The 21,583-nt window shown below is 61.9% G+C and carries 19 protein-coding genes; 15 read left to right on the top strand and 4 right to left on the bottom strand.

Features of this window, described 5'->3' with window-relative positions; genetic code table 11:
- Positions 1–172: 172 nt before the first annotated feature.
- From rfbD to H2510_RS03480, 3 genes are read left to right on the top strand one after another with little or no spacing between them, the layout of a single operon-like run.
- Positions 173–1,045 (top strand): dTDP-4-dehydrorhamnose reductase, encoded by an 873-nt coding sequence (gene rfbD / locus H2510_RS03490; RefSeq protein ID WP_186626915.1) that lies wholly within the window; start codon positions 173–175, stop codon positions 1,043–1,045.
- Positions 1,046–1,079: 34 nt separating this feature from the next.
- On the top strand, positions 1,080–1,976 hold the full coding sequence (locus H2510_RS03485) for a glycosyltransferase family 2 protein (RefSeq protein ID WP_186626914.1): 897 nt from the start codon (positions 1,080–1,082) through the stop codon (positions 1,974–1,976).
- Complete coding sequence (locus H2510_RS03480) at positions 1,966–3,051, top strand: sugar phosphate nucleotidyltransferase (protein ID WP_084346846.1); 1,086 nt, start codon at positions 1,966–1,968, stop codon at positions 3,049–3,051. Before H2510_RS03485 ends, H2510_RS03480 begins: the two co-directional genes overlap by 11 nt.
- 5 nt (positions 3,052–3,056) lie before the next feature.
- Here the strand turns inward: H2510_RS03480 and H2510_RS03475 are convergent, their stop codons facing one another.
- Genes H2510_RS03475 through cofD form a run of 3 tightly spaced genes read right to left on the bottom strand, consistent with a single transcriptional unit; the run spans position 3,057 to position 5,927 of the window.
- Positions 3,057–3,605 carry an NUDIX hydrolase gene (locus H2510_RS03475; protein ID WP_186626913.1) on the bottom strand — a complete coding sequence of 183 codons (549 nt, stop codon included), beginning with the start codon at positions 3,603–3,605 and terminating at the stop codon, positions 3,057–3,059.
- Position 3,606: 1 nt separating this feature from the next.
- Positions 3,607–4,962 (bottom strand): coenzyme F420-0:L-glutamate ligase, encoded by a 1,356-nt coding sequence (locus tag H2510_RS03470; RefSeq protein ID WP_186626912.1) that lies wholly within the window; start codon positions 4,960–4,962, stop codon positions 3,607–3,609.
- Positions 4,959–5,927 carry a 2-phospho-L-lactate transferase gene (gene cofD, locus H2510_RS03465; RefSeq protein ID WP_186626911.1) on the bottom strand — a complete coding sequence of 323 codons (969 nt, stop codon included), beginning with the start codon at positions 5,925–5,927 and terminating at the stop codon, positions 4,959–4,961. Before cofD ends, H2510_RS03470 begins: the two co-directional genes overlap by 4 nt.
- Before the next feature lie 818 nt (positions 5,928–6,745).
- Between cofD and H2510_RS03460 the strand changes: the two genes are divergently transcribed.
- Positions 6,746–7,000 carry a WhiB family transcriptional regulator gene (locus tag H2510_RS03460; RefSeq protein ID WP_186627159.1) on the top strand — a complete coding sequence of 85 codons (255 nt, stop codon included), beginning with the start codon at positions 6,746–6,748 and terminating at the stop codon, positions 6,998–7,000.
- 26 nt (positions 7,001–7,026) lie between these two features.
- On the opposite strand, the gene H2510_RS03455 is transcribed toward H2510_RS03460, so the two are convergent.
- Positions 7,027–7,515 (bottom strand): metallopeptidase family protein, encoded by a 489-nt coding sequence (locus H2510_RS03455; protein WP_186626910.1) that lies wholly within the window; start codon positions 7,513–7,515, stop codon positions 7,027–7,029.
- Positions 7,516–7,590: 75 nt separating this feature from the next.
- On the opposite strand from H2510_RS03455, the gene H2510_RS03450 reads away from it, so the two are divergent.
- The 11 genes from H2510_RS03450 to lpqB all read left to right on the top strand — a co-directional run bounded on the left by H2510_RS03450 (position 7,591) and on the right by lpqB (position 21,567).
- Positions 7,591–8,013, top strand: coding sequence for a DUF3499 domain-containing protein (locus H2510_RS03450; RefSeq protein ID WP_186626909.1), 423 nt, complete (start codon positions 7,591–7,593; stop codon positions 8,011–8,013).
- 251 nt (positions 8,014–8,264) lie between these two features.
- Complete coding sequence (locus H2510_RS03445) at positions 8,265–9,641, top strand: phosphomannomutase/phosphoglucomutase (RefSeq protein ID WP_186626908.1); 1,377 nt, start codon at positions 8,265–8,267, stop codon at positions 9,639–9,641.
- Positions 9,642–9,721: 80 nt separating this feature from the next.
- Positions 9,722–10,897 carry a tobH protein gene (locus H2510_RS03440; protein WP_186626907.1) on the top strand — a complete coding sequence of 392 codons (1,176 nt, stop codon included), beginning with the start codon at positions 9,722–9,724 and terminating at the stop codon, positions 10,895–10,897.
- The gene (manA, locus tag H2510_RS03435) at positions 10,897–12,120 is read left to right on the top strand and encodes a mannose-6-phosphate isomerase, class I (protein ID WP_186626906.1); all 1,224 of its coding nucleotides are present in this window, start codon (positions 10,897–10,899) and stop codon (positions 12,118–12,120) included. Before H2510_RS03440 ends, manA begins: the two co-directional genes overlap by 1 nt.
- 139 nt (positions 12,121–12,259) lie before the next feature.
- On the top strand, positions 12,260–13,771 hold the full coding sequence (locus H2510_RS03430; protein ID WP_186626905.1) for an amino acid permease: 1,512 nt from the start codon (positions 12,260–12,262) through the stop codon (positions 13,769–13,771).
- Between the two features lie 93 nt (positions 13,772–13,864).
- Positions 13,865–15,097, top strand: a complete 1,233-nt coding sequence (locus H2510_RS03425) for an alkane 1-monooxygenase (protein WP_222438159.1) — start codon at positions 13,865–13,867, stop codon at positions 15,095–15,097.
- 65 nt (positions 15,098–15,162) lie between these two features.
- Positions 15,163–16,683 (top strand): adenosylhomocysteinase, encoded by a 1,521-nt coding sequence (gene ahcY, locus H2510_RS03420; protein ID WP_084346854.1) that lies wholly within the window; start codon positions 15,163–15,165, stop codon positions 16,681–16,683.
- A gap of 16 nt (positions 16,684–16,699) precedes the next feature.
- Positions 16,700–17,365, top strand: coding sequence for a dTMP kinase (locus H2510_RS03415; RefSeq protein WP_186626903.1), 666 nt, complete (start codon positions 16,700–16,702; stop codon positions 17,363–17,365).
- Positions 17,366–17,369: 4 nt separating this feature from the next.
- Complete coding sequence (gene mtrA / locus H2510_RS03410) at positions 17,370–18,047, top strand: MtrAB system response regulator MtrA (protein ID WP_186626902.1); 678 nt, start codon at positions 17,370–17,372, stop codon at positions 18,045–18,047.
- Positions 18,044–19,798, top strand: a complete 1,755-nt coding sequence (mtrB, locus tag H2510_RS03405; protein ID WP_186626901.1) for an MtrAB system histidine kinase MtrB — start codon at positions 18,044–18,046, stop codon at positions 19,796–19,798. Before mtrA ends, mtrB begins: the two co-directional genes overlap by 4 nt.
- Complete coding sequence (gene lpqB / locus H2510_RS03400) at positions 19,795–21,567, top strand: MtrAB system accessory lipoprotein LpqB (RefSeq protein ID WP_186626900.1); 1,773 nt, start codon at positions 19,795–19,797, stop codon at positions 21,565–21,567. Before mtrB ends, lpqB begins: the two co-directional genes overlap by 4 nt.
- Positions 21,568–21,583: the final 16 nt, after the last annotated feature.

Genomic DNA, 21,583 nt, shown 5'->3' with positions numbered 1-21,583 from the left:
GGTCGCGACGCCGCGCTGAGGACCGCCGCTCGCCTCGCGATCCGTCAGACTCTCGTTGCACCTGTTGACCTCTCCACTCTTCTTCTACGCATTTCTCGCCCCGACCAGTCAGGTTACTTGTGAAGTGTCACCGTCTCGCTCAAGCACGGGCGGCGTGCCACACTTTGCAACTGTGGCGAAAACTCTTGTGACCGGAGCGGGCGGACAGCTCGGCCGGCAGATACTGCACCTTTCGAACAACAGCGGCAGTGCGAGCAGCGACACGACGATCGGTGTGACCAGCGCAGAGCTGGACATCACCGACGCGAAAGCAGTTGCCGACGCCGTCGAGCCGGGCATGGTGGTGATCAACTGCGCCGCCTACACCGCGGTCGATGCTGCCGAATCGGACGAAGCAACGGCGTCGAAGGTCAACGCAGACGGTCCGGAGAACCTGGCGATTGCATGTGCACGCGTCGGCGCGCGCCTCGTGCACGTCTCGACCGACTATGTGTTCGACGGCACCGCGACTTCCCCGTACCTCCCTCGATCCCCGACGGCCCCGCGCAGCGCGTACGGACGCACCAAGCTAGCCGGTGAGGAGGCTGTCCTACGCGTGTTGCCCTCGGCGACGGTGGTGCGTACGGCCTGGGTCTACACCGGAACCGGGTCGGACTTCGTCTCGACGATGCTGCGCCTCGAACGTGAGCGAGACACCGTGTCGGTGGTGAACGATCAGATCGGATCACCGACCTATTCCCGTGATCTTGCGTCCGGATTGCTCGAACTCGCTGCTTCGCCGTCGAGCGGGCGACCGATTCTTCATCTGACGAATACCGGGACAGCAAGCTGGTACGAACTGGCACGTGCTGTGTTCGCCGGCGCGGGTGCAGACCCGGAACGCGTGTTGGCTTGCTCGAGTGCCGAGTTCGTGCGCCCCGCCCCCAGGCCGTCGTACTCGGTGTTGTCCGCTGATGCCTGGACAGCTGCCGGACTCACCCCCCTGCGGCCGTGGCGCGCAGCACTCACCGATGCGTTGGGTGAGGTCCGTGCCGGCACGAGGTGAGGCAATACCGGCTTCGCCGGTTAGTCTGGCCCGCGTGAGTTCCAAGCTGGCCGTCGTCACGGTGACCTATTCCCCCGGGAAGTATCTGGATCAATTCCTCTCCTCCCTCGCTTCGGCAACGGAGGAGGTGCCGCTCGTCATCATGGCCGACAATGGCTCGACCGATGGAAGCGTCGAGGCCGCGGACGCGCGCTACCCACATGTGAGGTTGTTTCGAACCGGAGCCAATCTCGGCTACGGCGGGGCCGTGAACCGCGCGGTAGCCGAACTCGACGACGCCATCGAGTTCGTTGTCGTCGCCAATCCCGATGTGCGGTGGCATCCCGGGTCTCTCGACGGTTTGCTTGCTGCGGCGGAGCGATGGCCTCGTGCGGGTGCGCTCGGGCCTCTCATCCGCGAACCCGACGGCACCAGGTACCCGTCTGCTCGCGCAGTTCCGGACCTCACCTCAGGGGTCGGACACGCTGTCCTCGGCAAAATCTGGCCGGGCAATCCGTGGACGCAACGTTATCGGCAGGACAACGAGGCGGTTACCGAACGCGCTGTCGGCTGGCTGTCCGGATCTTGCCTTTTGCTTCGTCGTGCCGCTTTCGATTCCGTCAACGGGTTCGACTCCCGTTACTTCATGTATATGGAGGACGTCGACTTGGGAGATCGACTCGGAACCGCCGGATGGCTGAATGTCTACGTGCCCGACGTGGAAATCACCCACACCAAAGGCCATGCGGCAGGACGACATCCAGAGTTGATGCTGCCCGCGCATCACACGAGTGCGTACAGGTTTCAGGCAGACCGGCACCCCCATCCGTGGCAGGCTCCCATACGATGGGTTCTGCGAGCGGGCCTGGCGGTGCGCTCGAAGGTGGTTGTGGCTGCGGCACTTCGACAGCGACAGATCGACGAGAATAGAGAGGCCGACCATGTCAGCTGAAACCCGCTCCAACACAGATGCCGTAATCCTTGTGGGCGGCAAAGGAACTCGCCTTCGGCCACTCACGCTGTCGGCCCCGAAGCCTATGCTGCCGACTGCCGGGTTGCCTTTCCTGACGCATCTGCTAGCCCGTATCAAGGCCGCAGGAATCGATCACGTGGTTTTGGGGACATCGTTCAAAGCCGAGGTATTCGAGGACTACTTCGGTGACGGCTCGTCGCTCGGTATCGAACTCGAGTACGTCACCGAGACCGAGCCCATGGGCACCGGAGGGGGTATTCGCAACGTTCTACCGAGGTTGCGCGCAGACAACGTGGTCGTGTTCAACGGAGACGTCCTCGGCGGAACCGATTTGACCGCCGTCCTGGACACCCATGAGCGGACCGAGGCGGATGTGACGCTGCATCTCGTGCGTGTAGGTGATCCTCGTGCCTTCGGTTGTGTTCCCACCGATGCCGACGGGCGAGTGACAGCGTTCCTCGAGAAGGCTCAGGATCCGCCGACGGACCAGATCAATGCTGGCTGCTACGTATTCAAGCGTGAGATCATCGAGACCATTCCGCATGATCGACCGGTATCGGTCGAGCGGGAGGTGTTCCCAGCCCTACTCGCCGACGGCCGACGCGTCTTCGGCCACGTGGACAGTGCCTACTGGCGTGACATGGGGACCCCGGAAGACTTCGTTCAGGGCTCGGCGGATCTCGTGCGAGGCATCGCTCCATCGCCGGCGTTGAACGGCACGCGAGGCGAGTCCCTCGTCCATCCCAGCGCGGGCGTTGCTCCGGGTGCGCTACTGATCGGTGGCACTGTCATCGGCCGTGGCGCCGAGATCGGCGCCGGCGCACGTCTCGACGGTGCTGTCGTGTTCGACGGTGCTGTCGTCGAAGCCGGTGCAGTCGTGGAGCGTTCGATCCTGGGATTCGGTGTACGCATCGGACCGCGCGCACTGATCCGTGACGCCATCATCGGCGACGGAGCCGACATCGGTGCCCGCTGTGAACTGCTTCGTGGCGCCAGAGTGTGGCCAGGGGTCAAGTTGCCCGACGGCGGAGTCAGGTTCTCCACCGACGTCTGATGTCGCTAGCGCAGTAGCGCGAGTTCGACGAGATGGGTGATCGTGTCCTTCTCTGCGGTGTCGGGAAGTGCGTCGACGGGCCACCAGCGCAGGTCTGTGGATTCCGCACTGCGGACGGCCTGGGCCCCGACGGGGGCGCGCACCAGGAACCGCAGGTCGAGGTGTCGGGTGGGCTTGCCGAGCGAGCACGTGATCGGGTGCGTGTGCGCAGACAACAGTGCGGTGTCGATGTCGAGATCTTCGATCCCGGACTCTTCCCGAGCTTCGCGCAACGCGGCGTCGACCACCGTGTCGTCGGATTCCTCGCAATGGCCGCCCAGTTGGATCCAACGGCCCACCCGCGGGTGCAGGGTGAGAAGGACATTGCGACCCTCCGCGTCGAGAACCAGCGAAGATGCGGTGAGATGCCCTGCTTCGTTGGCTCGCAGGCAGGCGTCGACATTGCTGTCGATGAAGGCGAGCATCGTGTGGCGGAGCGAATCTTCGTGCCACTGGCTCGTCCGCCACTGCTCCAGCACTGTGGTGGCGGAATGCCGGAGCGTCCTCGAAGTCATCTCACATCTCCAGTAGTTCGTCACCCAATGGGTGTGGCTTCCGTACCTCGGCAGGACTGTCAGGGTGACCGATTGCGATGGCGCCCAAGGCTTTCCAGTCGGAAGGTACGCCCAACTCGGTGCGCACCAAGTCTGCAGCGAAAATTGTCGAGCCGACCCAACAGCTACCGAGTCCTCGCACTGCCAGCGCCACGAGTAGACCTTGCACCGCGGCGCCGACGGCAACGGTGAACATCGTTTCTTCGGCTCGGTTTCTGCGCTCGTCGGCGTACGTGTGTGCCCCATCGGGTACGCAGAAGGGGATCACGATTTCGGGCGCATCGAACAAGATGTCGCCGCGCGAAGTTCTACGCTCTATCTGCTCGTCGGTGTACCCGTCCGAGCGGAGGTCCTCACGCCACTTGTCCTTCATCTTGTTCAACAGCTGGGTACGCACAGCCGGTGTGCGAACCCACACGAATCGAACCGGATGGGTGTGATGCGGCGCGGGAGCCGTCAGTGCTTCTGAGACGGCGCCGCGTATCTCCTCGGGATCCACCGATTCGCCGGTGAAGGATCGAATCGAGCGGCGAACGAGAAGAGCCTCCCGGCGCCCCCTGTCGATCGACTCGGTGGTACCGAGCCAGAAGAGGTCTTCCTCACCGCTGCGCACCAAATCTCTTGCGCCGGTGCCATTGTCTACCGGCTTCAAACCACGCACGACGGCAACCGGAACGGCACCGAGCTTTCCCTTGACCAAATCGCCTGCAGCAGCGATCTCGTCGGCGACAGCGACTTCGGTCACGATCAACTCGTTACCTTGGGCGTCCTCGGCGCCGGCATAGCCATGGATCACGGCAAGACCGGCCGAGCCGATCGCGGCATCGATCTGGCCGATACGCCACGCGCGACCCATGGTGTCGGTGATGACGACTCCTACGTCGACCCCGAGCGAAGACGCCAGTGCTGCTCGTATGGCAGCAGCGCTTGCATCCGGATCTCTCGGGAGAAGAGCCAATTCGGCCCGGTCGACGTTGGATCCATCGATTCCAGAAGCGGCCTGCACTATGCCGAGACGATTCTCGGTGATCAGTGTTCGGCCTTTGCGAGCGACGATCCGAACTGCTTCCTGCTCGACCAGCAGTCTTCGCGCGGCATCTCGTTCTTCTGGATCCAGTGGGGCGTCGACCAGTCGACCCTCGGCCTTGGACACGATCTTGCTGGTGACTACCAATATGTCGTCGTTGCGAATCCATGGTGCGCACGCGGCTATCGAGGACGCAACATCGTCGCCCGGTCGAAACTCTGGTAACCCGGTCACCGGGATGATCTCGATGCTGCCGCCAGGAGCGTGGTCGGTCGGAATCGGCTCGGTCACAGCTCGAGTCCAGCCGAACGAAGTGCCGCTGCCGCCATCAGGGCCGTCGTTTCGGGGTCGGTCATCAGTAACGGCACGCTGTGTACGTCAACGCCGGGAATGGTGGCCTGATCGGTCGAATGGATCAACCATGCGTCGAGAATTCCGGTGTCCGATCGTGCGCCGTAGTGACGTCCGACGGCCTCGGCGGAAGTCTCGACACCGATGACGGTCAGACATTCGTCTGCCATCCCGCGCAACGGCTTTCCGTCCACCACCGGCGACAGGCCGACAACCTTGGCCGACGTCGTGCGTAGCGCACTGCGGATTCCGGGGACAGCGAGGATCGCTCCGACGCTCACCACCGGATTGGATGGAGCCAGAATCACGGCGTCGGCGCCGGCGAGAGCATCGAGGACCCCGGGCGCCGGACTCGCCTGCTCGGCACCGATATTGGCGAAGCTGTGTGTCGGAATCTGCGCTCGGTAGCGAACCCACCACTCTTGAAAGTGGATTGCTCGCTTAGTGTCCCCGTCCTTTTCGTCCGGGTCGGTGACGACGACGTGGGTCTCGCTCCGGTCGTCGGTCACCGGTAGGAGTCGCACGCCTGGCTTCCATCGATTGCACAGTGCCTCGGTCACCGCCGATAGCGGATATCCGGTCCTGAGCATCCGACTCCGGATGAGGTGTGTGGCAATGTCTCTGTCTCCGAGCCCGAACCAATCCGGGTCGGCCCCGTACGCGGCGAGTTCGTCACGCGCGTGCCAAGTCTCCGCGATGCGTCCCCAACCACGCTCGGTATCGATTCCGTCACCGAGGGTGTACATACAGGTGTCGAGGTCGGGGCAGATGCGCAAACCGTGCATCCACACGTCGTCTCCGACATTGACGATCGCCGTAATCTCGTCGTCGTCCCCGAGCAGTGTTTTGAGGCCCTGGAGGAACCGGGCTCCGCCGACTCCACCGACCAAGACAGTCACTTTCACAGATTCAGAGCCTAGGCTCTCGATCGAATCGATCGGTCGGCGCCCGCCTCCTCGGCGGCGCCGATACGGTGAAATCCGGACCCCGTCCCGGTTTCGGCGCGTTTTTCGGGGCGCGACACGCCGACGACAGGCCGTTATTCGGGGAGAGGGCCGATTTCGGTCTGGAGATGGTATTGCAATATCCCGTATCGGCTTGACCGCAACCTACTCCGGCGTGTCTAATCACATTTATGTCATTCCCCGATCATCAGGCGAGTTCGCTTGGAGTGACCCTTGATTCGAACACTCGTTCCCATCTGACGTCAAGTATGCCGGAGCGTGTGTTGAAAATCGATGGTTGGGGTATGGGTACGAATATCGGCGCGGGGCAAGGTATTCGGAATCGACCGGAAATTTCTGTGCTATCGAATGGTGAGGAGGCTGAAGCGATGTACGACCAGTACGAGGCACGTGAACACCGGGGCGAACCCCAGGCTCGCCTCAGCGTAGTCAGCTACGCGTCGCAGACCGATCCCCGAGCACGCGCGGCACGAGGCGACAGCGGGAATCGTATGAATGACAAGACTTTTGCGGCACATGTAAAAGGTGGCCGCTCGGATACGTTTGCTGATGTGGCTACAGCGGACGTGGCGCTCGACCGCGATTCTGTGGTTTCCGGGGCTGAAGATGCAGACGATCTGGACGATATCGATTCAGGTTCAATGGATTCCAGCGCTGTCGGTGTCGATCGCGATTCCGAGGATTTCGTAGACGAACACGACACGCTGGGGGAGGGAACCTCTCTGCCAGTTCGTGTTCCGGAAAAGCCGTTCTTGAGTATGGTCGCTGGATTCGATCAAATGTTCGAGGAGATCGAAGATCAGTGGCAAGAGCGTGCGCTCTGTGCGCAGACCGATCCTGAAGCATTTTTTCCCGAGAAGGGTGGATCGACTCGCGAAGCAAAACGCATCTGCCTTGGTTGCGATGTCAAGGGCGAATGCCTGGAGTACGCGCTTGCCAAGGACGAGCGTTTCGGAATCTGGGGAGGACTGTCGGAGCGGGAGCGTCGTCGGCTCAAGCGGGGTATCGGCTAGATCGAGTTACTTGCCGGGTCCTTCGGCTAACGTTCTTCTTCCATGCCCGGGTCGATGGAGTCGGGGTCGACCCCTAAGTAAGTCGCAACCTGTTCGACAAGCACTTCGTAGAGAAGATCTTCCAGATCCTCCGGGTGCTTGGCGCGTCGCTCCAAGGGGCGCCTGAACAACACGATCCGTGCGCGTGTGGATTCGCCGCGCTTGTCGATGCCCGCCGGCACCAGTCTGGACAACGGAACAGGCCCCTCTGCTACCACCTCGGGAGGCCACGTGACCGATTCGGGATCTATGGCCCTGATTTTGGGTACTTCGTCGACTGCAATATCCAGCCTCTCCAACCGCTCGTGCCACTTGTGGTCGATGCGAGCGAATGCCTCCAGCACCACGCGGTCGAATTTGTCGGCTCGCGATCGGTGCCCCGGAACATTCGAGGGGAGCACCGGGCCGCGAACTCCGCGGCCGCGACGGTCCGCAGATCGGGAGGTCGGTTGTCGTCCGGAGCCAGTTCGAGCCATGCCCAAGGTTATCGCCCGCCCCTTCGCGGTGTGTCGGGCGGCGTGCAGTCGGAGTCGAGGGATAGTCTCTTGATCGTGAGATCACTGCGTGGATGCTGCAGGCCCGGGTGTAGCCGTTCGGCCGTCGCGACGCTCACGTATGTCTATTCGGACTCGACTGCCGTCGTGGGACCACTTGCTACTGTCGCCGAACCCCACTCATGGGACCTGTGTGAGGTACACGCTGTGACCACCACTGCGCCCAAGGGCTGGGAAATGGTTCGCTACGAGGGTGGCTTCACCACGACGACGCCCGACGAGGACGACCTGACGGCCCTGGCCGAAGCCGTTCGCGAAGCAGGCCGCGGCGATCGTGTCCGACGCGAGGACACCGAGTCGACGAACCGAGTTCGAGAACGGGACATCCGCGCTGACGTAGTTGGAGATCGTCGGACTTCGGCGCCGGCACGGACCGGCCGACGGGGTCACCTAAGGGTGCTTCCCGATCCCACGTCCTGAATGCTGGTCAATCCCCGCGTCCGACCCGGTTGTTCAGCCTTTTGTTCCGTTCGATGTTCCGCTGTTGTACTCGGCGATTGTTTCGTTCCGTCCGGTCGCATGGGGTCGGTCACAACTGGTCGGTTTTCTCGCGCTCGACCCATCGAGTTGTGACAGATTCGACTCGAGAAGTCGATGTCCGAAGTGCAAGGGCTGGGCCGCAGTGGCTAGCCTCTAGCGCTCACCCCACCCAAATTCACGAGGAGTCGTTCGTGGCACGAACTGCCGAGTCCGTCAATGCAGTCATCAAGGCCTATGACGTACGAGGGGTGGTGGGCGAGCAGATCGACGCAGGCTTCGTGCGAGACGTCGGCGCATCGTTCGCGCGATTGGTCCGAGACAAATCCGTCACCCAGGTCGTGGTCGGCCACGACATGCGCGCATCTTCGCCGGAGTTGTCGCGGGCATTTGCGGACGGAGTCACGTCACAGGGCCTCGATGTCGTCCACATAGGACTTGCCTCGACCGATCAGCTCTACTTCGCATCGGGCGTTTTGGATTGCCCTGGTGCCATGTTCACCGCAAGCCACAATCCTGCCGAATACAACGGCATCAAGCTGTGCCGCGCGGGAGCGAAGCCGGTAGGGCAGGACACCGGTCTCGGCACGATCAAGGCAGAGCTGGTCGACGGTGTTCCGGAATACGATGGGACACCGGGAACCACCTCGGACCGTGATGTTCTGGTCGAGTACGCCACTTTTGTGCGTGACCTCGTCGATCTGTCTCAGGTATCGGGTGTCAAGATCGCCGTCGACGCCGGAAACGGAATGGGTGGGCACACCGTGCCTGCTGTATTCGATTCACTGCCGGTCACCATCTACCCGCTCTACTTCGAGCTCGACGGAACCTTCCCCAACCACGAGGCGAACCCGCTCGACCCGAAGAATCTTGTCGACCTACAGAAGTTCGTACGCGAGACCGGTGCCGATATCGGATTGGCCTTCGACGGCGACGCGGATCGATGCTTCGTCGTCGACGAACTCGGAGATCCGGTCTCGCCTTCGGCAGTGACCGGGCTGGTAGCCGAGCGCGAGCTCGCCAAAGAACCCGGCGCGTCGGTGATTTACAACCTGATCACTTCCCATGCGGTTCCGGAATTGGTGACCAGACTCGGTGGTAAACCCGTGCGAACCAGGGTCGGCCATTCGTTCATCAAGCAGCAGATGGCAGAGACCGGTGCTGTGTTCGGCGGTGAGCACTCCGCCCACTACTACTTCCGCGATTTCTGGGGTGCGGACTCCGGAATGCTCGCGGCGCTGCATGTCCTGGCAGCTCTCGGCGCTACGGACCTACCGCTCTCGGAGTTGATGAAGTCGTACGAGTCGTACTCTGCGTCGGGGGAGATCAACTCGACGGTCGACGATGCCGTCGAGCGCACGAATGCAGTGCTCGACGCCTTCGCGGACCGCACGGTATCGGTCGACCGGTTGGACGGTGTCACCATCGATCTCGCGGACGGTGCCTGGTTCAATCTCCGGGCGTCCAATACCGAACCGCTGCTGCGCCTCAACGTCGAAGCCCGCAGCAGTGAAGATGTCGATGCTTTGACCTCCGAGATATTGGGCATAGTGCGAGGACAACTGGAATAGTGGGCTACGAGACGCTCGCACTCACGAATGCACTCGGTCGGTGAGTGGACGTCGGTAAGGAAAGGACGGTGCAAACAGCCATGACAGCTCCGTCGTCTCTGCTGAATTTGGATGACACAGCCGCACTCGCCGCCGCCGATACCGACGGGGCCCTGCGCAGCGCTGCATTAGCAGGCGCGCAGGTGCGTGCGACGTATGCAGCCGTCGAGGAGTCCGTATCCGAACGGCTGGGCGATCTTCGCCCTCGCAGCGTTGTTTTCGTCGCCGGTGAAGGTCGCGCAGGTCGGGCCGCGTCCATGCTCATCGCCGCCATCGGTGCACGCATCGGTTTTCCGCTCGTGCACGTCGCGACGACGCCGCTGTGGGTCGGTCCGCTCGACGTAGTTGTGCTCTCCGGCGACGACGCCGGTGATCCACGGCTCGCAGAATCGACATCCGCAGCCGTTCGCCGCGGTGCCGAAACTGTTCTCATCACCCCGGACGAGGGACCGCTGCGCTCTGCTGCGGCAGGCCGCGCTGTGTTCCTTCCCCCGAGGGTCGCTGTGCGCGAGCACAACACGTTGATGCGTTACCTGGCTGCTGGGTCGGCAGTTCTCGCCGCTGTGTCCGACGGCGCCTATCGATCCTTGCTCCCCGACTTGTCCGAAGTTGCAGATCTTCTCGACGCCGAGGCGGCTCGAAATCATCCCTCGCACGAGGTTTTTCACAACCCGGCGAAGTCACTTGCCGCTCAGATCTCGGGCAGTAGGGTTGTGCTGTCCGGTGCGGGAGCCGTCGACGTCGAATTGGCCCGACACGGTAGTGAGGTTTTGCTGCGGGCTGCAGGCGTCGTGGCCGGGGCGAGTGAACTTTCCGATGTCATCGCCGCTGTCGTGTCCTCCGGTCGCACGAGCGGCGCAGCACCCGCCGAATACGATGCTTTCTTCCACGACGAAGAGTTCGACGGCCCCCGGCCCGAACAAGCGATTCGAGTAGTCGTCTTGGCATCCGATTCTTTCGCCGCGTCGACCGAGCGTCGGACTGCTGCGCTACCGGACTCGATCGTGATCACGGCGGGCTTACCCGAGTTCGATCGGGGGAGCATCGATTTCGGATCGACATCGGAGTCCATGGACGGCACCGGAGGTTACCGGCGCGAAAGTCAGGACCGTGCAGGAATGAACCTGCACGCGGCCGGTGAGCTAGGGGCAACTGCAGTATTGGCGACGCGGCTGGAAATGGCTGCCGCGTATCTACATTTGATGGGCGGGAAATAGTGCAACCACTGCTCGGTGCAGTCAGGTCGTATGCGTGGGGATCGAGGACTGTTCTTGCAGCTTTGCAAGGCAGGCCGGTTCCGTCCGAACATCCGGAAGCCGAGATCTGGCTCGGGGCACACCCTGCAGATCCAGCACTGATCGACGACGGCACCTCGACGCGGTCGCTACTGAGCGTCATCGATGAGAACCCGGCTCTCGAGCTTGGCGCCGATACGTCCGCGACCTATCTGGGGAGGCTGCCCTTTCTGTTGAAACTGCTTGCCGCCGACGAACCTCTGTCGCTGCAGGCCCATCCGAGCGCGAAGCAAGCTGCCGAGGGATTTGCGCGCGAGGAGTCAGCACGGATTCCGATCGATTCGTCGTTGCGGAACTACCGCGATGCGAGCCACAAACCAGAGCTGATCGTTGCGTTGACCGAGTTTCACGCACTTGCCGGATTCAGGTGTCCGCGGCGAACCGTCGAGTTCATCGACGCGCTGAACGTGGACGCTCTGTCCGGATATCGATCACTTCTGGCCGACCAGCCGGACGATGCCGGCTTGCGGACTGTGTTCACTTCCTGGATCACCTTGCCCGGACCTGCCCTCGATGCATTGTTGCCGCTGGTCGCCGACGGGTGCATCGAGTATCTCTCGACTCGGGCACAGTCCGACGGCGGCGAATTCGTCGCGGAGGCAAGAACACTTCTCGAACTCGGAGAGTCCTATCCGGGTGATGCGGGAGTGCTGGCGGCGTTGCTGCTCAACAGGATTACGTTGACCCCCGGCCAAGGTATTTTTCTCGATGCGGGCAACCTGCATGCCTACCTGGCCGGTACGGGTGTGGAGATCATGGCGAACTCCGACAACGTGTTGCGCGGTGGCCTGACAACCAAGCATGTGGATGTACCGGAACTTCTCCGGATTCTGGATTTCCAGCCATCGGAGGTGAAGATCCTCGAAGCGGAGCCTGACATGAGAGACACCGTCGCCTGTTACGAGACACCAGCGCCGGAATTCGCGTTGAGCCGCGCAGTGTTGTCGAACGGTTCTTCGGTGAAGTCGGACAGCGACGGGCCGTCGATCGTGCTGTGCACCAAGGGGCGGGTCGCTGTGGACGACGGTGACCGCGAGTTGGTGCTCGAGCAAGGTTCGGCTGTGTGGATATCTGCGGCAGATCCAGCGTTCACCGCCGCGGCGCGGTGGGGAGACGCCGAGATATTCTTCGCGACCGTCGGGTAGCCTTTCGCCCGATGCTGGAACCGTCCGTGTAAGAGCTCCATTCCCCTAGGGTGTTACCGCAGGGGCTCCAAGTGGCGTGTGAACAACTCGCAAGCCGAATACCGTCAGTGACCCGATCTCGACAGGTGGAACACACGCGATGACCGAAGATCGGCCGAAGAAGGCTCTGCGAACGACAGGCCTGTTCAGGACCAAGTCGGTAGAGCAGTCCATGAAGGACACCGACGAGCCGGACACCAAACTCCGGAAGGATCTCACTTCGTGGGATCTCACCGTGTTCGGGGTGGCTGTCGTCATCGGGGCCGGAATCTTCACGCTCACCGCGCGCACCGCAGGAAACGTTGCCGGTCCCTCGGTGTCGTTGGCATTTCTTCTCGCTGCAGTCGCGTGTGGGCTGGCCGCCCTCTGCTATGCCGAGTTCGCCTCGACCGTCCCGGTGGCGGGAAGCGCATACACCTTTTCGTACGCGACCTTCGGCGAGTTCGTTGCATGGATCATCGGGTGGGACCTGATCCTCGAGTTCGCGCTGGCGTCATCGGTGGTAGCGAAGGGGTGGTCGCTGTATCTCGGTGAGGTCATCGGGTCGGCATCGCCGATCGTGAAGATCGGTTCACTCGACTTCGACTGGGGTGCGTTGGTGATCGTTCTCATCATCACGGTCCTACTCGTCAGCGGTACCAAGTTGTCGTCTCGGGTGTCGTTGGTGGTCACCGCGATCAAGGTCGCTGTCGTGTTGCTCGTGGTCGTTGTCGGCGCGTTCTACATCAAATCGGAGAACTACTCTCCCTACATTCCTCCCTCCCAGGGTGGCACCACCGAAGAGGGCATTCACCAGTCGCTGTTGTCCTTCGTCACGGGTGCGGGAAGTAGCACCTTCGGGTGGTACGGGTTGCTGGCCGCTGCCAGCCTCGTCTTCTTTGCCTTCATCGGGTTCGACGTGGTCGCCACGACTGCGGAGGAAACCAAAAACCCACAGAAGGCTTTGCCTCGTGGAATTCTCGGATCCCTTGCCATCGTGACGGTCCTCTACGTCGCGGTAACGCTCGTGCTGACCGGGATGGTGAACTACACCGAACTCGCTGGTGACGACTCCACTCTGGCGACGGCATTCGCACTCAACGGCCTCGATTGGGCAAAGAACATTATTTCGTTCGGCGCACTGGCCGGATTGACGACGGTAGTCATGGTCTTGATGCTCGGGCAGACCCGCGTGCTGTTCGCCATGTCGCGTGACGGCCTCGTCCCACATTCGTTGGCACATACGGGCTCTAGGGGTACCCCGGTAAGAATTACGCTGCTCGTCGGCGGCGTGGTCTCGGTTCTCGCCGCATTCTTTCCGATCGGCACCCTCGAAGAGATGGTGAACATCGGCACACTGTTCGCCTTCGTCCTCGTGTCGATCGGCGTGGTAGTACTCCGCCGGACGCGTCCGGACCTTCCCCGCGGATTCAAGGTTCCCCTGATGCCGCTGATTCCGATTCTGGCGGTGGCCTCGTGCGTGTGGCTGATGGTCAATCTCTCGGTCGAGACGTGGATCAGGTTCGTCGTCTGGATGGCAATCGGCGTCGTAATCTACTTCGCCTACAGCCGGAAGAACGCAGACAAGACGATCCGTGCGCGCGAAGCGGCCAACGAACGCGACTCGAAATAGCGCGCCAGCGCGCTCGAATAACCACTTTACGGGGCAGTAGGTATGTTATAGGCTCCTCGAACCAACTTCGGGTCGAGTTTCAGGGGGTGTGGGTTGAGCCAGGTCGGTCGTAACTGTGCGGTTGTGGACGAGGTCTCCGGTGCGCATCCTGCCATCGCGACAAGCCGGCGAGGCCACAAGCGGTATCTCTGGCTGCTCGGTCTGCTTGCACCCGCTTCGGCCTTGTTACCTTCGCAACTGGTTACGTGGACCGGCATGCCGATATTTTGGTGGAGTGGCTTGATGGTCTTCTTCGTGATCATTCCGGTCCTCGACAAGGTGGCGGGTGAGGACGGCGACAATCCGTCCGATACCGACGTCTCGTCGATGCAAGAAGACAAGTTCTATCGATGGTGCACCTATGCGTTCCTGCCCATTCAGTTCTTCACATTGTTGGTCGCGTGCTGGATGTGGGCTTTCGGAGATTTGACGATCATCGACAGCATCGGTCTGGCCGTCACGGTCGGCCTCGTCGCCGGAACTGGGATCAATGCAGCACACGAGTTGGGCCACCGGGTCGAACAGCACGAACGTTGGCTTGCCAAAGTTGCCTTGACGCAGACCTTCTACGGGCATTTTTTCGTCGAGCACAACCGGGGACATCACGTCAGAGTGGCAACGCCCGATGATCCAGCCAGTTCACGGCTTGGGGAGAATCTGTGGACCTTCCTGCCTCGCAGTGTGGTCCTGGGGTTGATATCGGCGTGGCATCTGGAAACGCAGAGGTTGGCTCGCGAGAGAATCCGACCTTGGAGTATCCGAAACAACCTTCTGCATTCATGGTTGATGAGTGCGGTGCTGTTCGTGCTGCTGGCACTGGCATTCGGCCCCGCAATCCTGCCGTACCTCGTGCTGCAGGCGGTCGTCGGTTTCTTGTTGTTGGAAACGGTCAATTATGTCGAGCACTACGGATTGCTTCGGGAAAAGAACGCTCGGGGGCGTTACGTCAGGTGCTCACCACGGCACAGCTGGAACAGTGACCGATTGTGCACGAATATCTTTCTCTATCACCTGCAGCGGCACAGTGATCATCACGCCAATCCGTCCAAGCGCTATCAGGTTCTTCGTACCTGCGACGAGGCACCACAGTTGCCGGCCGGATACGCAACGATGGTGATGATGGCGGCGTTCCCACCGCTGTGGCGTCGGGTCATGGACCCGCGAGTGATCGCGCACTACGACGGCGACGTGAGCAGAGCGAACATCCTTCCTCGTAAGCGCGAGAAGATTCTTCGGACATACACAGCGCCCGGATGCGCAACGGCCAGGATGACCAAATGCAGGTAGCGCGAACCCTCGGCGCGCAGACCCGATAGCCTGAAAGAGAATTTCACGCAATCAGGAGAGGCAAGATGACCACCTCAGTAACGCCGGATGATCGTTCGGCCACAGGATCGGCACTCACCGCGGACAACCTCGGTGGAATCGACTTCAAGGTCGCAGACCTGTCGCTGGCGGAGTTCGGCCGTAAGGAGATCCGCCTCGCCGAACACGAAATGCCTGGTCTGATCGCACTCCGTCGCGAATATTCCGACGTGTTGCCTCTCAAGGGCGCTCGAGTATCGGGATCGCTCCACATGACCGTGCAGACTGCCGTGCTGATCGAAACCCTGGTCGCCCTCGGCGCCGAGGTTCGCTGGGCGTCGTGCAACATCTTCTCCACCCAGGATCATGCGGCCGCGGCCGTCGTGGTCGGACCGTACGGGAGTGTCGAGGAGCCCAAGGGCGTTCCGGTCTTCGCATGGAAGGGCGAGACCCTCGAGGACTACTGGTGGGCCGCTGAGCAGATGCTGACGTGGCCGGCAGCCGCGGACGGGACCCCGCAGCCCCCCAACATGATTCTCGACGACGGCGGCGACGCGACGATGCTCGTGCTTCGTGGCGCTCAGTTCGAGAAGGCCGGCGTAGTTCCCCCCACCGACGAAGACCAGGACTCGGACGAGTACCAGGTGTTCCTCGGCCTGTTGCGCCGTTCGCTCGAAGAGTCGAAGACCAAGTGGAGCGAGATCGCAGCGTCGGTCAAGGGCGTCACGGAAGAGACGACCACCGGAGTGCTGCGGCTCTACCAGTTCGCTGCGGCCGGCGAATTGACCTTCCCGGCGATCAACGTCAACGACTCGGTCACCAAGAGCAAGTTCGACAACAAGTACGGCACTCGTCACTCGTTGATCGACGGAATCAACCGTGGTACCGACGTCCTCATCGGTGGTAAAGCGGTTCTGGTCTGTGGCTACGGCGACGTAGGTAAGGGCTGCGCCGAAGCATTGAAGGGCCAGGGTGCTCGCGTCACGGTCACCGAAGCCGATCCGATCAATGCGCTCCAGGCGCTCATGGACGGGTTCGACGTGCGGACCGTCGAAGAGTTCATCGAGAAGGCCGACATCGTGATCACCTCGACGGGCAACCTCGGCATCATCACGTTCGCGCACATGCAGCGGATGAAGCACCAGGCGATTCTGGGTAACATCGGCCACTTCGACAACGAGATCGACATGGCCGGTCTCGAGCGCGCGAAGGACGTCACGCGGATCAACATCAAGCCGCAGGTCGACGAGTTCCAGTTCGCCGATGGCCATTCGATCATCGTGCTGTCGGAAGGCCGACTGCTCAACCTCGGCAATGCCACGGGTCACCCGTCGTTCGTGATGAGCAACAGTTTCTCCAACCAGGTCATCGCGCAGATCGAACTGTGGACCAAGCCGAGCGAGTACGACAACGAGGTGTACCGCCTGCCGAAGCACCTCGACGAGAAGGTTGCTCGCATCCACGTAGAGGCACTCGGTGGCACGATCACCAAGCTCACCAAGGAGCAGGCCGAGTACATCAATGTCGACGTCGAGGGCCCGTACAAGCCCGAGCACTACCGCTACTGATCCGGACGCGGTAGCCGTGGGAAAATTGCTGGTGATCGAGGGAGTCGACGGGGCGGGCAAGAACACCCTGGCCCGTCGGCTCGTCTCGGCGTGGGAGCGCGAGGGCCTCGAGGTCGCTCGCGTCGGGTTCCCACGGTACGGATTGTCGGTTCATGCCGATCTGGCTGCCGAGGCGTTGCGCGGTGCGCACGGTGATACCGCTGAGAGTGTGCACGCGATGGCTTTGCTGTTCGCCCTGGATCGACGGGATGCGGCAGAGATGATCCGAAAGCTGCTCTCGCACAACGATATCGTTCTGTTGGACCGATATGTTGCCTCGAATGCCGCATACACTGCCGCACGGCTCGAAGAGCAGGCCGACGGCGCTGGGGTCGAATGGATTCGAGCTCTCGAATTCGAGCGATTCGGGGTGCCGATTCCTGATGTGCAAATCCTGTTGGACGTCCCCGTCGAGCTCGCTGCCCAACGTGCTGCGGCACGTGAGAAAGAGGATTCGACTCGCGTCCGAGACTCCTACGAGCGTGACTCCTCGCTTCAAAGCAGGACTTCAGCGGCCTATTGCGGGTTGGCCGCCGCAAACTGGGTGTCACCGTGGGAGGTGATCGACGGGGACGTCGATCCGACCCAACTCGCCGCGCACCTGGTCAATGAGACATCTGACGGCATGAAAGTGACACCATAGAAACATGAAGCCCCGGATTCTTGTAGTCGACGACGATTCGGCTCTGGCCGAAATGCTCACCATCGTCCTTCGTGGCGAGGGTTTCGAGCCTTTCGTCGTCGGTGACGGCACTCAAGCTCTGGCGGCGGTTCGCGAGAACCGACCCGATCTGGTGTTGCTGGATTTGATGCTTCCAGGTATGAACGGCATCGACGTGTGCCGAGTTCTACGTGCAGATTCGGGAGTGCCGATCGTGATGTTGACGGCAAAGACCGACACGGTCGACGTCGTTCTCGGCCTCGAATCCGGCGCGGACGACTACATCATGAAGCCGTTCAAGCCGAAGGAACTGGTCGCTCGTGTTCGGGCGCGGTTGCGTCGCACCGAGGACGAGCCGGCCGAATTGTTGTCCATTGCCGACATCGTGATCGACGTCCCTGCCCACAAGGTGAGTAGGGGCGAAGACCTCGTGTCCTTGACCCCGCTCGAGTTCGATCTTCTGGTGGCTCTTGCTCGAAAGCCGCGGCAGGTATTCACTCGTGAGGTGCTTCTGGAACAGGTGTGGGGTTACCGCCATGCCGCTGACACACGTCTGGTCAATGTTCACGTTCAGCGCCTGCGTGCGAAGGTCGAGAAGGACGCTGAGAACCCAGAAGTCGTTCTTACCGTGAGAGGGGTCGGCTACAAGGCCGGACCGCCGTGATCCGATTTTCCCACTCTCGGCGGCGAATCAACGGAACGTTCTCGCCGCTGCTGCGCTGGTTGCGTTCGCTCAGTACTGCGCTCGGTCATGCGTGGCGCCGTTCGCTTCAGCTGCGCGTGGTGGTCTCGACTCTGACGTTGTCGCTGGTCGTTATCACCATCCTCGGGGTCGTTCTGACCAGTCAGATCACCGATCGCCTGCTGGAGGCGAAAATCACCGCAGCCACCGAGGAACTCGATCGTTCACGTACCACTGTCGAAGGGTCGCTGGCCGGAGCAGACGACTCGAGTGGGCTGAGCACCCGCCTCGAGCGCGCCCGTGCACAGTTGACCAGCCGCGACGTCGATGCCGGGGAGGCTTCCGGGTCCGCGGGCACCTTCGACCCGGTGCTGATCGTCGAAGGTGACGGTGTCCGCAGCGACGCCTCCGTCGGTCCCGTCGATCACATTCCCGCGAGTTTGCGTGAGTTCGTGAAGCAGGGGTTGATCAGCTATCAGTACGCAACGGTCTCCGATAACGAAGGTGGATATTCCGGGCCTGCTTTGATCATGGGTTCACCCACCGGATCCGATATCGCAGGGCTCGAGCTGTATCTGGTGTTTCCGCTCGGGAGTGAGGACAGAACACTTTCACTCGTCCGCGGAACGCTACTCATCGGTGCGGTCGTGCTATTGGTCCTGCTTGCAGCGATATCGATGCTCGTCGCCAGACAGGTGGTCCTTCCGATTCGCTCGGCCTCACGTATCGCCGTTCGATTCGCCGATGGACGACTCAAGGAGCGAATGCCGGTGCGCGGTGAGGACGACATGGCGCGGCTCGCCATGTCGTTCAACGAGATGGCGGAAAGCCTGTCCAAACAGATCACCCAGCTCGAAGAGTTCGGAAACCTGCAGCGGCGTTTCACCTCCGATGTGAGCCACGAGCTTCGAACCCCGCTGACGACGGTGCGGATGGCCGCTGATCTGATCCACGACGGAAGTGCAGATCTCGATCCGGCATTGAGGAGGTCCTCCGAGTTGTTGGTCAACGAGCTGGACAGGTTCGAGACGCTACTCGGTGATCTGCTCGAGATCAGCCGCCACGACGCGGGTGTCGCCGAACTGGCCGCGGAACAACTCGATCTACGGATGTGCGCGCGAGCAGCAGTGTCCACGGTGCGGCACTTGGCACGAGAGACTGGCACCGAGGTCATCGTGGATATGCCCGACACTGCCGTCATCGCAGAAGTCGACCCGCGTCGTGTCGAGAGAATACTGCGAAACCTGCTGGCCAATGCCCTCGATCATGGCGAAGGGAAGCCTGTTCTCCTGCGGCTCCGAGCCAATGCGGACGCTGCGGCATTTATCGTCCGAGATCAGGGAGTGGGGCTACGTCCCGGTGAGGAGAAGCTCGTTTTCAATCGCTTCTGGCGTTCGGATCCCTCTCGCGTGCGCAGGTCGGGCGGGACCGGTCTCGGGCTTGCGATCAGCGTCGAGGATGCACGGTTGCACGACGGGAAGCTCGAGGCTTGGGGGGCTGTGGGTGAAGGAGCATGCTTCCGGTTGACTTTGCCACTCGTGCGAGGACACAAAGTGATCGGAAGTCCATTGCCCCTGAAGCCGAGCACTCGGCGTTACTCACAGGGCCAGCCGCTTCCCTCGTCGACCTCGCGGACCGATACGCCGCCGACGGCGGATGCGGAGCACTCGGAGTTGATGCCTGCGGTGTCCAGCGAGTCGACGGACCCTTCTAATCCTTCGGAGTCATCATGATCCGGCGTTGTTCGGCGACCGTTGCCGCTGTAATGGTCGTCCTCCTGTCGCTCGCAGGATGCGCAAGCCTGCCCGAATCGTCGACCCCACAGGCAATCGGTTCGATCACGGGAGGGGCGGCGTCGACTACACCGCCACCGCCGGCGGAAGGACGTGAGCCCGATCTGCTCGTCCGCGACTTCCTCGTAGCGAGCGCGAATTCGGCGAACCGCCATCAAGCTGCACGGCAGTATCTGACACGCGATGCCTCCAGTACCTGGGACGACGGAGCCAAAACCGTCGTAGCGGATCGAATCGACCTGTTGTCCGGCCCTCGTACTTCGGACGAATCGGAGTACACGATTCGGTCGAACACCGTGGGCGTCCTCGCGTCGGGTGGTGACTATCAGGCCGGTGCAGGCTCGGTGGACTCGACCATTCGGATGGTCAAGGTCGACGGGGAGTGGCGCATCGACGAGCTTCCTCCCGGCGTACTGATCGATCGCTCGCAGTTCTTCAACGCCTACCAACGCCAGTCGTTGTTCTTCGTAGATCCGCTCGGTGCGGCGTTGGTTCCCGATGTCCGGTGGCTCACCGGTTCTCCTGATCAACTGGCCAACCAGCTCGTGCAATTGCTGATCGACGGGCCGAAACAGACGTTGGCGCCTGCGGTGTCGAACGAATTGTCGAACGATGTCGGCGTTCGTGGGCCGATCACCAAAGCCGATGGTCGAACAACACAGGTCGGCGTCGGTCCAGGCGGCGTGAGAATCGATTTCGGCGGACTGCAGTCGATGGATACGAAGAATCGTGAGCTACTTGCTGCCCAGGTGATCTGGACGTTGGCATCGGCGGATATATCCGGTCCCTACGTACTGCTCGCCGACGGACAACCTCTCGATGACGACAAGCAGGACGGGTGGACGACCGCAGATGTCGGTTCTCTCGATCCGTTGGGGACATCCGAGACTGCAGTGGGGCTACACGCGTTGGTCGCAGGGCAACTGATGTCGGTCGAGGATTACGGTGCCGTTCCTGTTCCAGGATATTTCGGCACCGTCAACAATCTGCGTAGCGTCGCGCTGTCGAACGACGGAACGCTGGTGGCCGGCGTAGCAGACACCGGCCGCCCGGTGCCCGAGCCGTCCTCGACATTGATGATCGGCGGGTACGACAGCGGTGCCTTCCCAGTAGCGGAGGGACAGTCGATCACCAGACCTTCCTGGGGCGCCGACAACAACGCGGCGTGGGCTGTCATCGACGGTACGAATGTGATTCGCGCAGCACGGGATCCAGCGACGGGGCAGGTTTCGGTGGTTCCGGTGGATGCTACCGCCGTCACTGCGCTCGGTGTGAGGATCACCGACCTACGGCTATCACGCGACGGTGTCCGGGCGGCCATGATCGTCGACGGGTTGGTATACGTCGCGACGGTAGTGCGCAAGGGGAACGGCTCGTACTCCCTCATGTCTCCCAAGGCGGTGGCGAACGGTCTCGGCAGCGACGCTCTGGCGTTGGACTGGAGTACCGGCGATGCCATCGTCATCGTGCGTATCGCGACCGACGTGCCGGTAGTGCAGGTTACGACCGACGGTTCGCGCCTCGATGCGCTTCCGAGCCGGAACCTGACAGCTCCGGTGCTCTCTGTCGACGCGTCGCCGACGAACGAGTACGTCGCGGATTCACGAGCAGTATTTCAGCTGAACAATGGCGATCCTGCCGGTGATCGCTACTGGCGTGAAGTAGCCGGTCTGGCAGGAGTGAAAGCGACACCGATTCTGCCAGGCTGAGCGCGGTATCCGGCAG

Source organism: Rhodococcus sp. BP22, from assembly GCF_014281965.1.
In the GTDB taxonomy this organism is placed as follows: Bacteria; Actinomycetota; Actinomycetes; order Mycobacteriales; family Mycobacteriaceae; genus Rhodococcoides.
The sequence above is the reverse complement of the archived record's forward strand: the minus strand, read 5'-3'. Positions and strand labels throughout refer to the sequence as shown.

Coding starts and splice junctions, on each gene's coding strand:
- H2510_RS03480 (WP_084346846.1), top strand. CDS start 1,966: ATGTCAGCTGAAACCCGCTCCAACACAGATGCCGTAATCCTTGTGGGC.
- H2510_RS03475 (WP_186626913.1), bottom strand. CDS start 3,605: ATGACTTCGAGGACGCTCCGGCATTCCGCCACCACAGTGCTGGAGCAG.
- H2510_RS03460 (WP_186627159.1), top strand. CDS start 6,746: ATGGTCGCTGGATTCGATCAAATGTTCGAGGAGATCGAAGATCAGTGG.
- H2510_RS03455 (WP_186626910.1), bottom strand. CDS start 7,515: ATGGCTCGAACTGGCTCCGGACGACAACCGACCTCCCGATCTGCGGAC.
- H2510_RS03440 (WP_186626907.1), top strand. CDS start 9,722: ATGACAGCTCCGTCGTCTCTGCTGAATTTGGATGACACAGCCGCACTC.
- H2510_RS03430 (WP_186626905.1), top strand. CDS start 12,260: ATGACCGAAGATCGGCCGAAGAAGGCTCTGCGAACGACAGGCCTGTTC.
- ahcY (WP_084346854.1), top strand. CDS start 15,163: ATGACCACCTCAGTAACGCCGGATGATCGTTCGGCCACAGGATCGGCA.
- mtrA (WP_186626902.1), top strand. CDS start 17,370: ATGAAGCCCCGGATTCTTGTAGTCGACGACGATTCGGCTCTGGCCGAA.
- lpqB (WP_186626900.1), top strand. CDS start 19,795: ATGATCCGGCGTTGTTCGGCGACCGTTGCCGCTGTAATGGTCGTCCTC.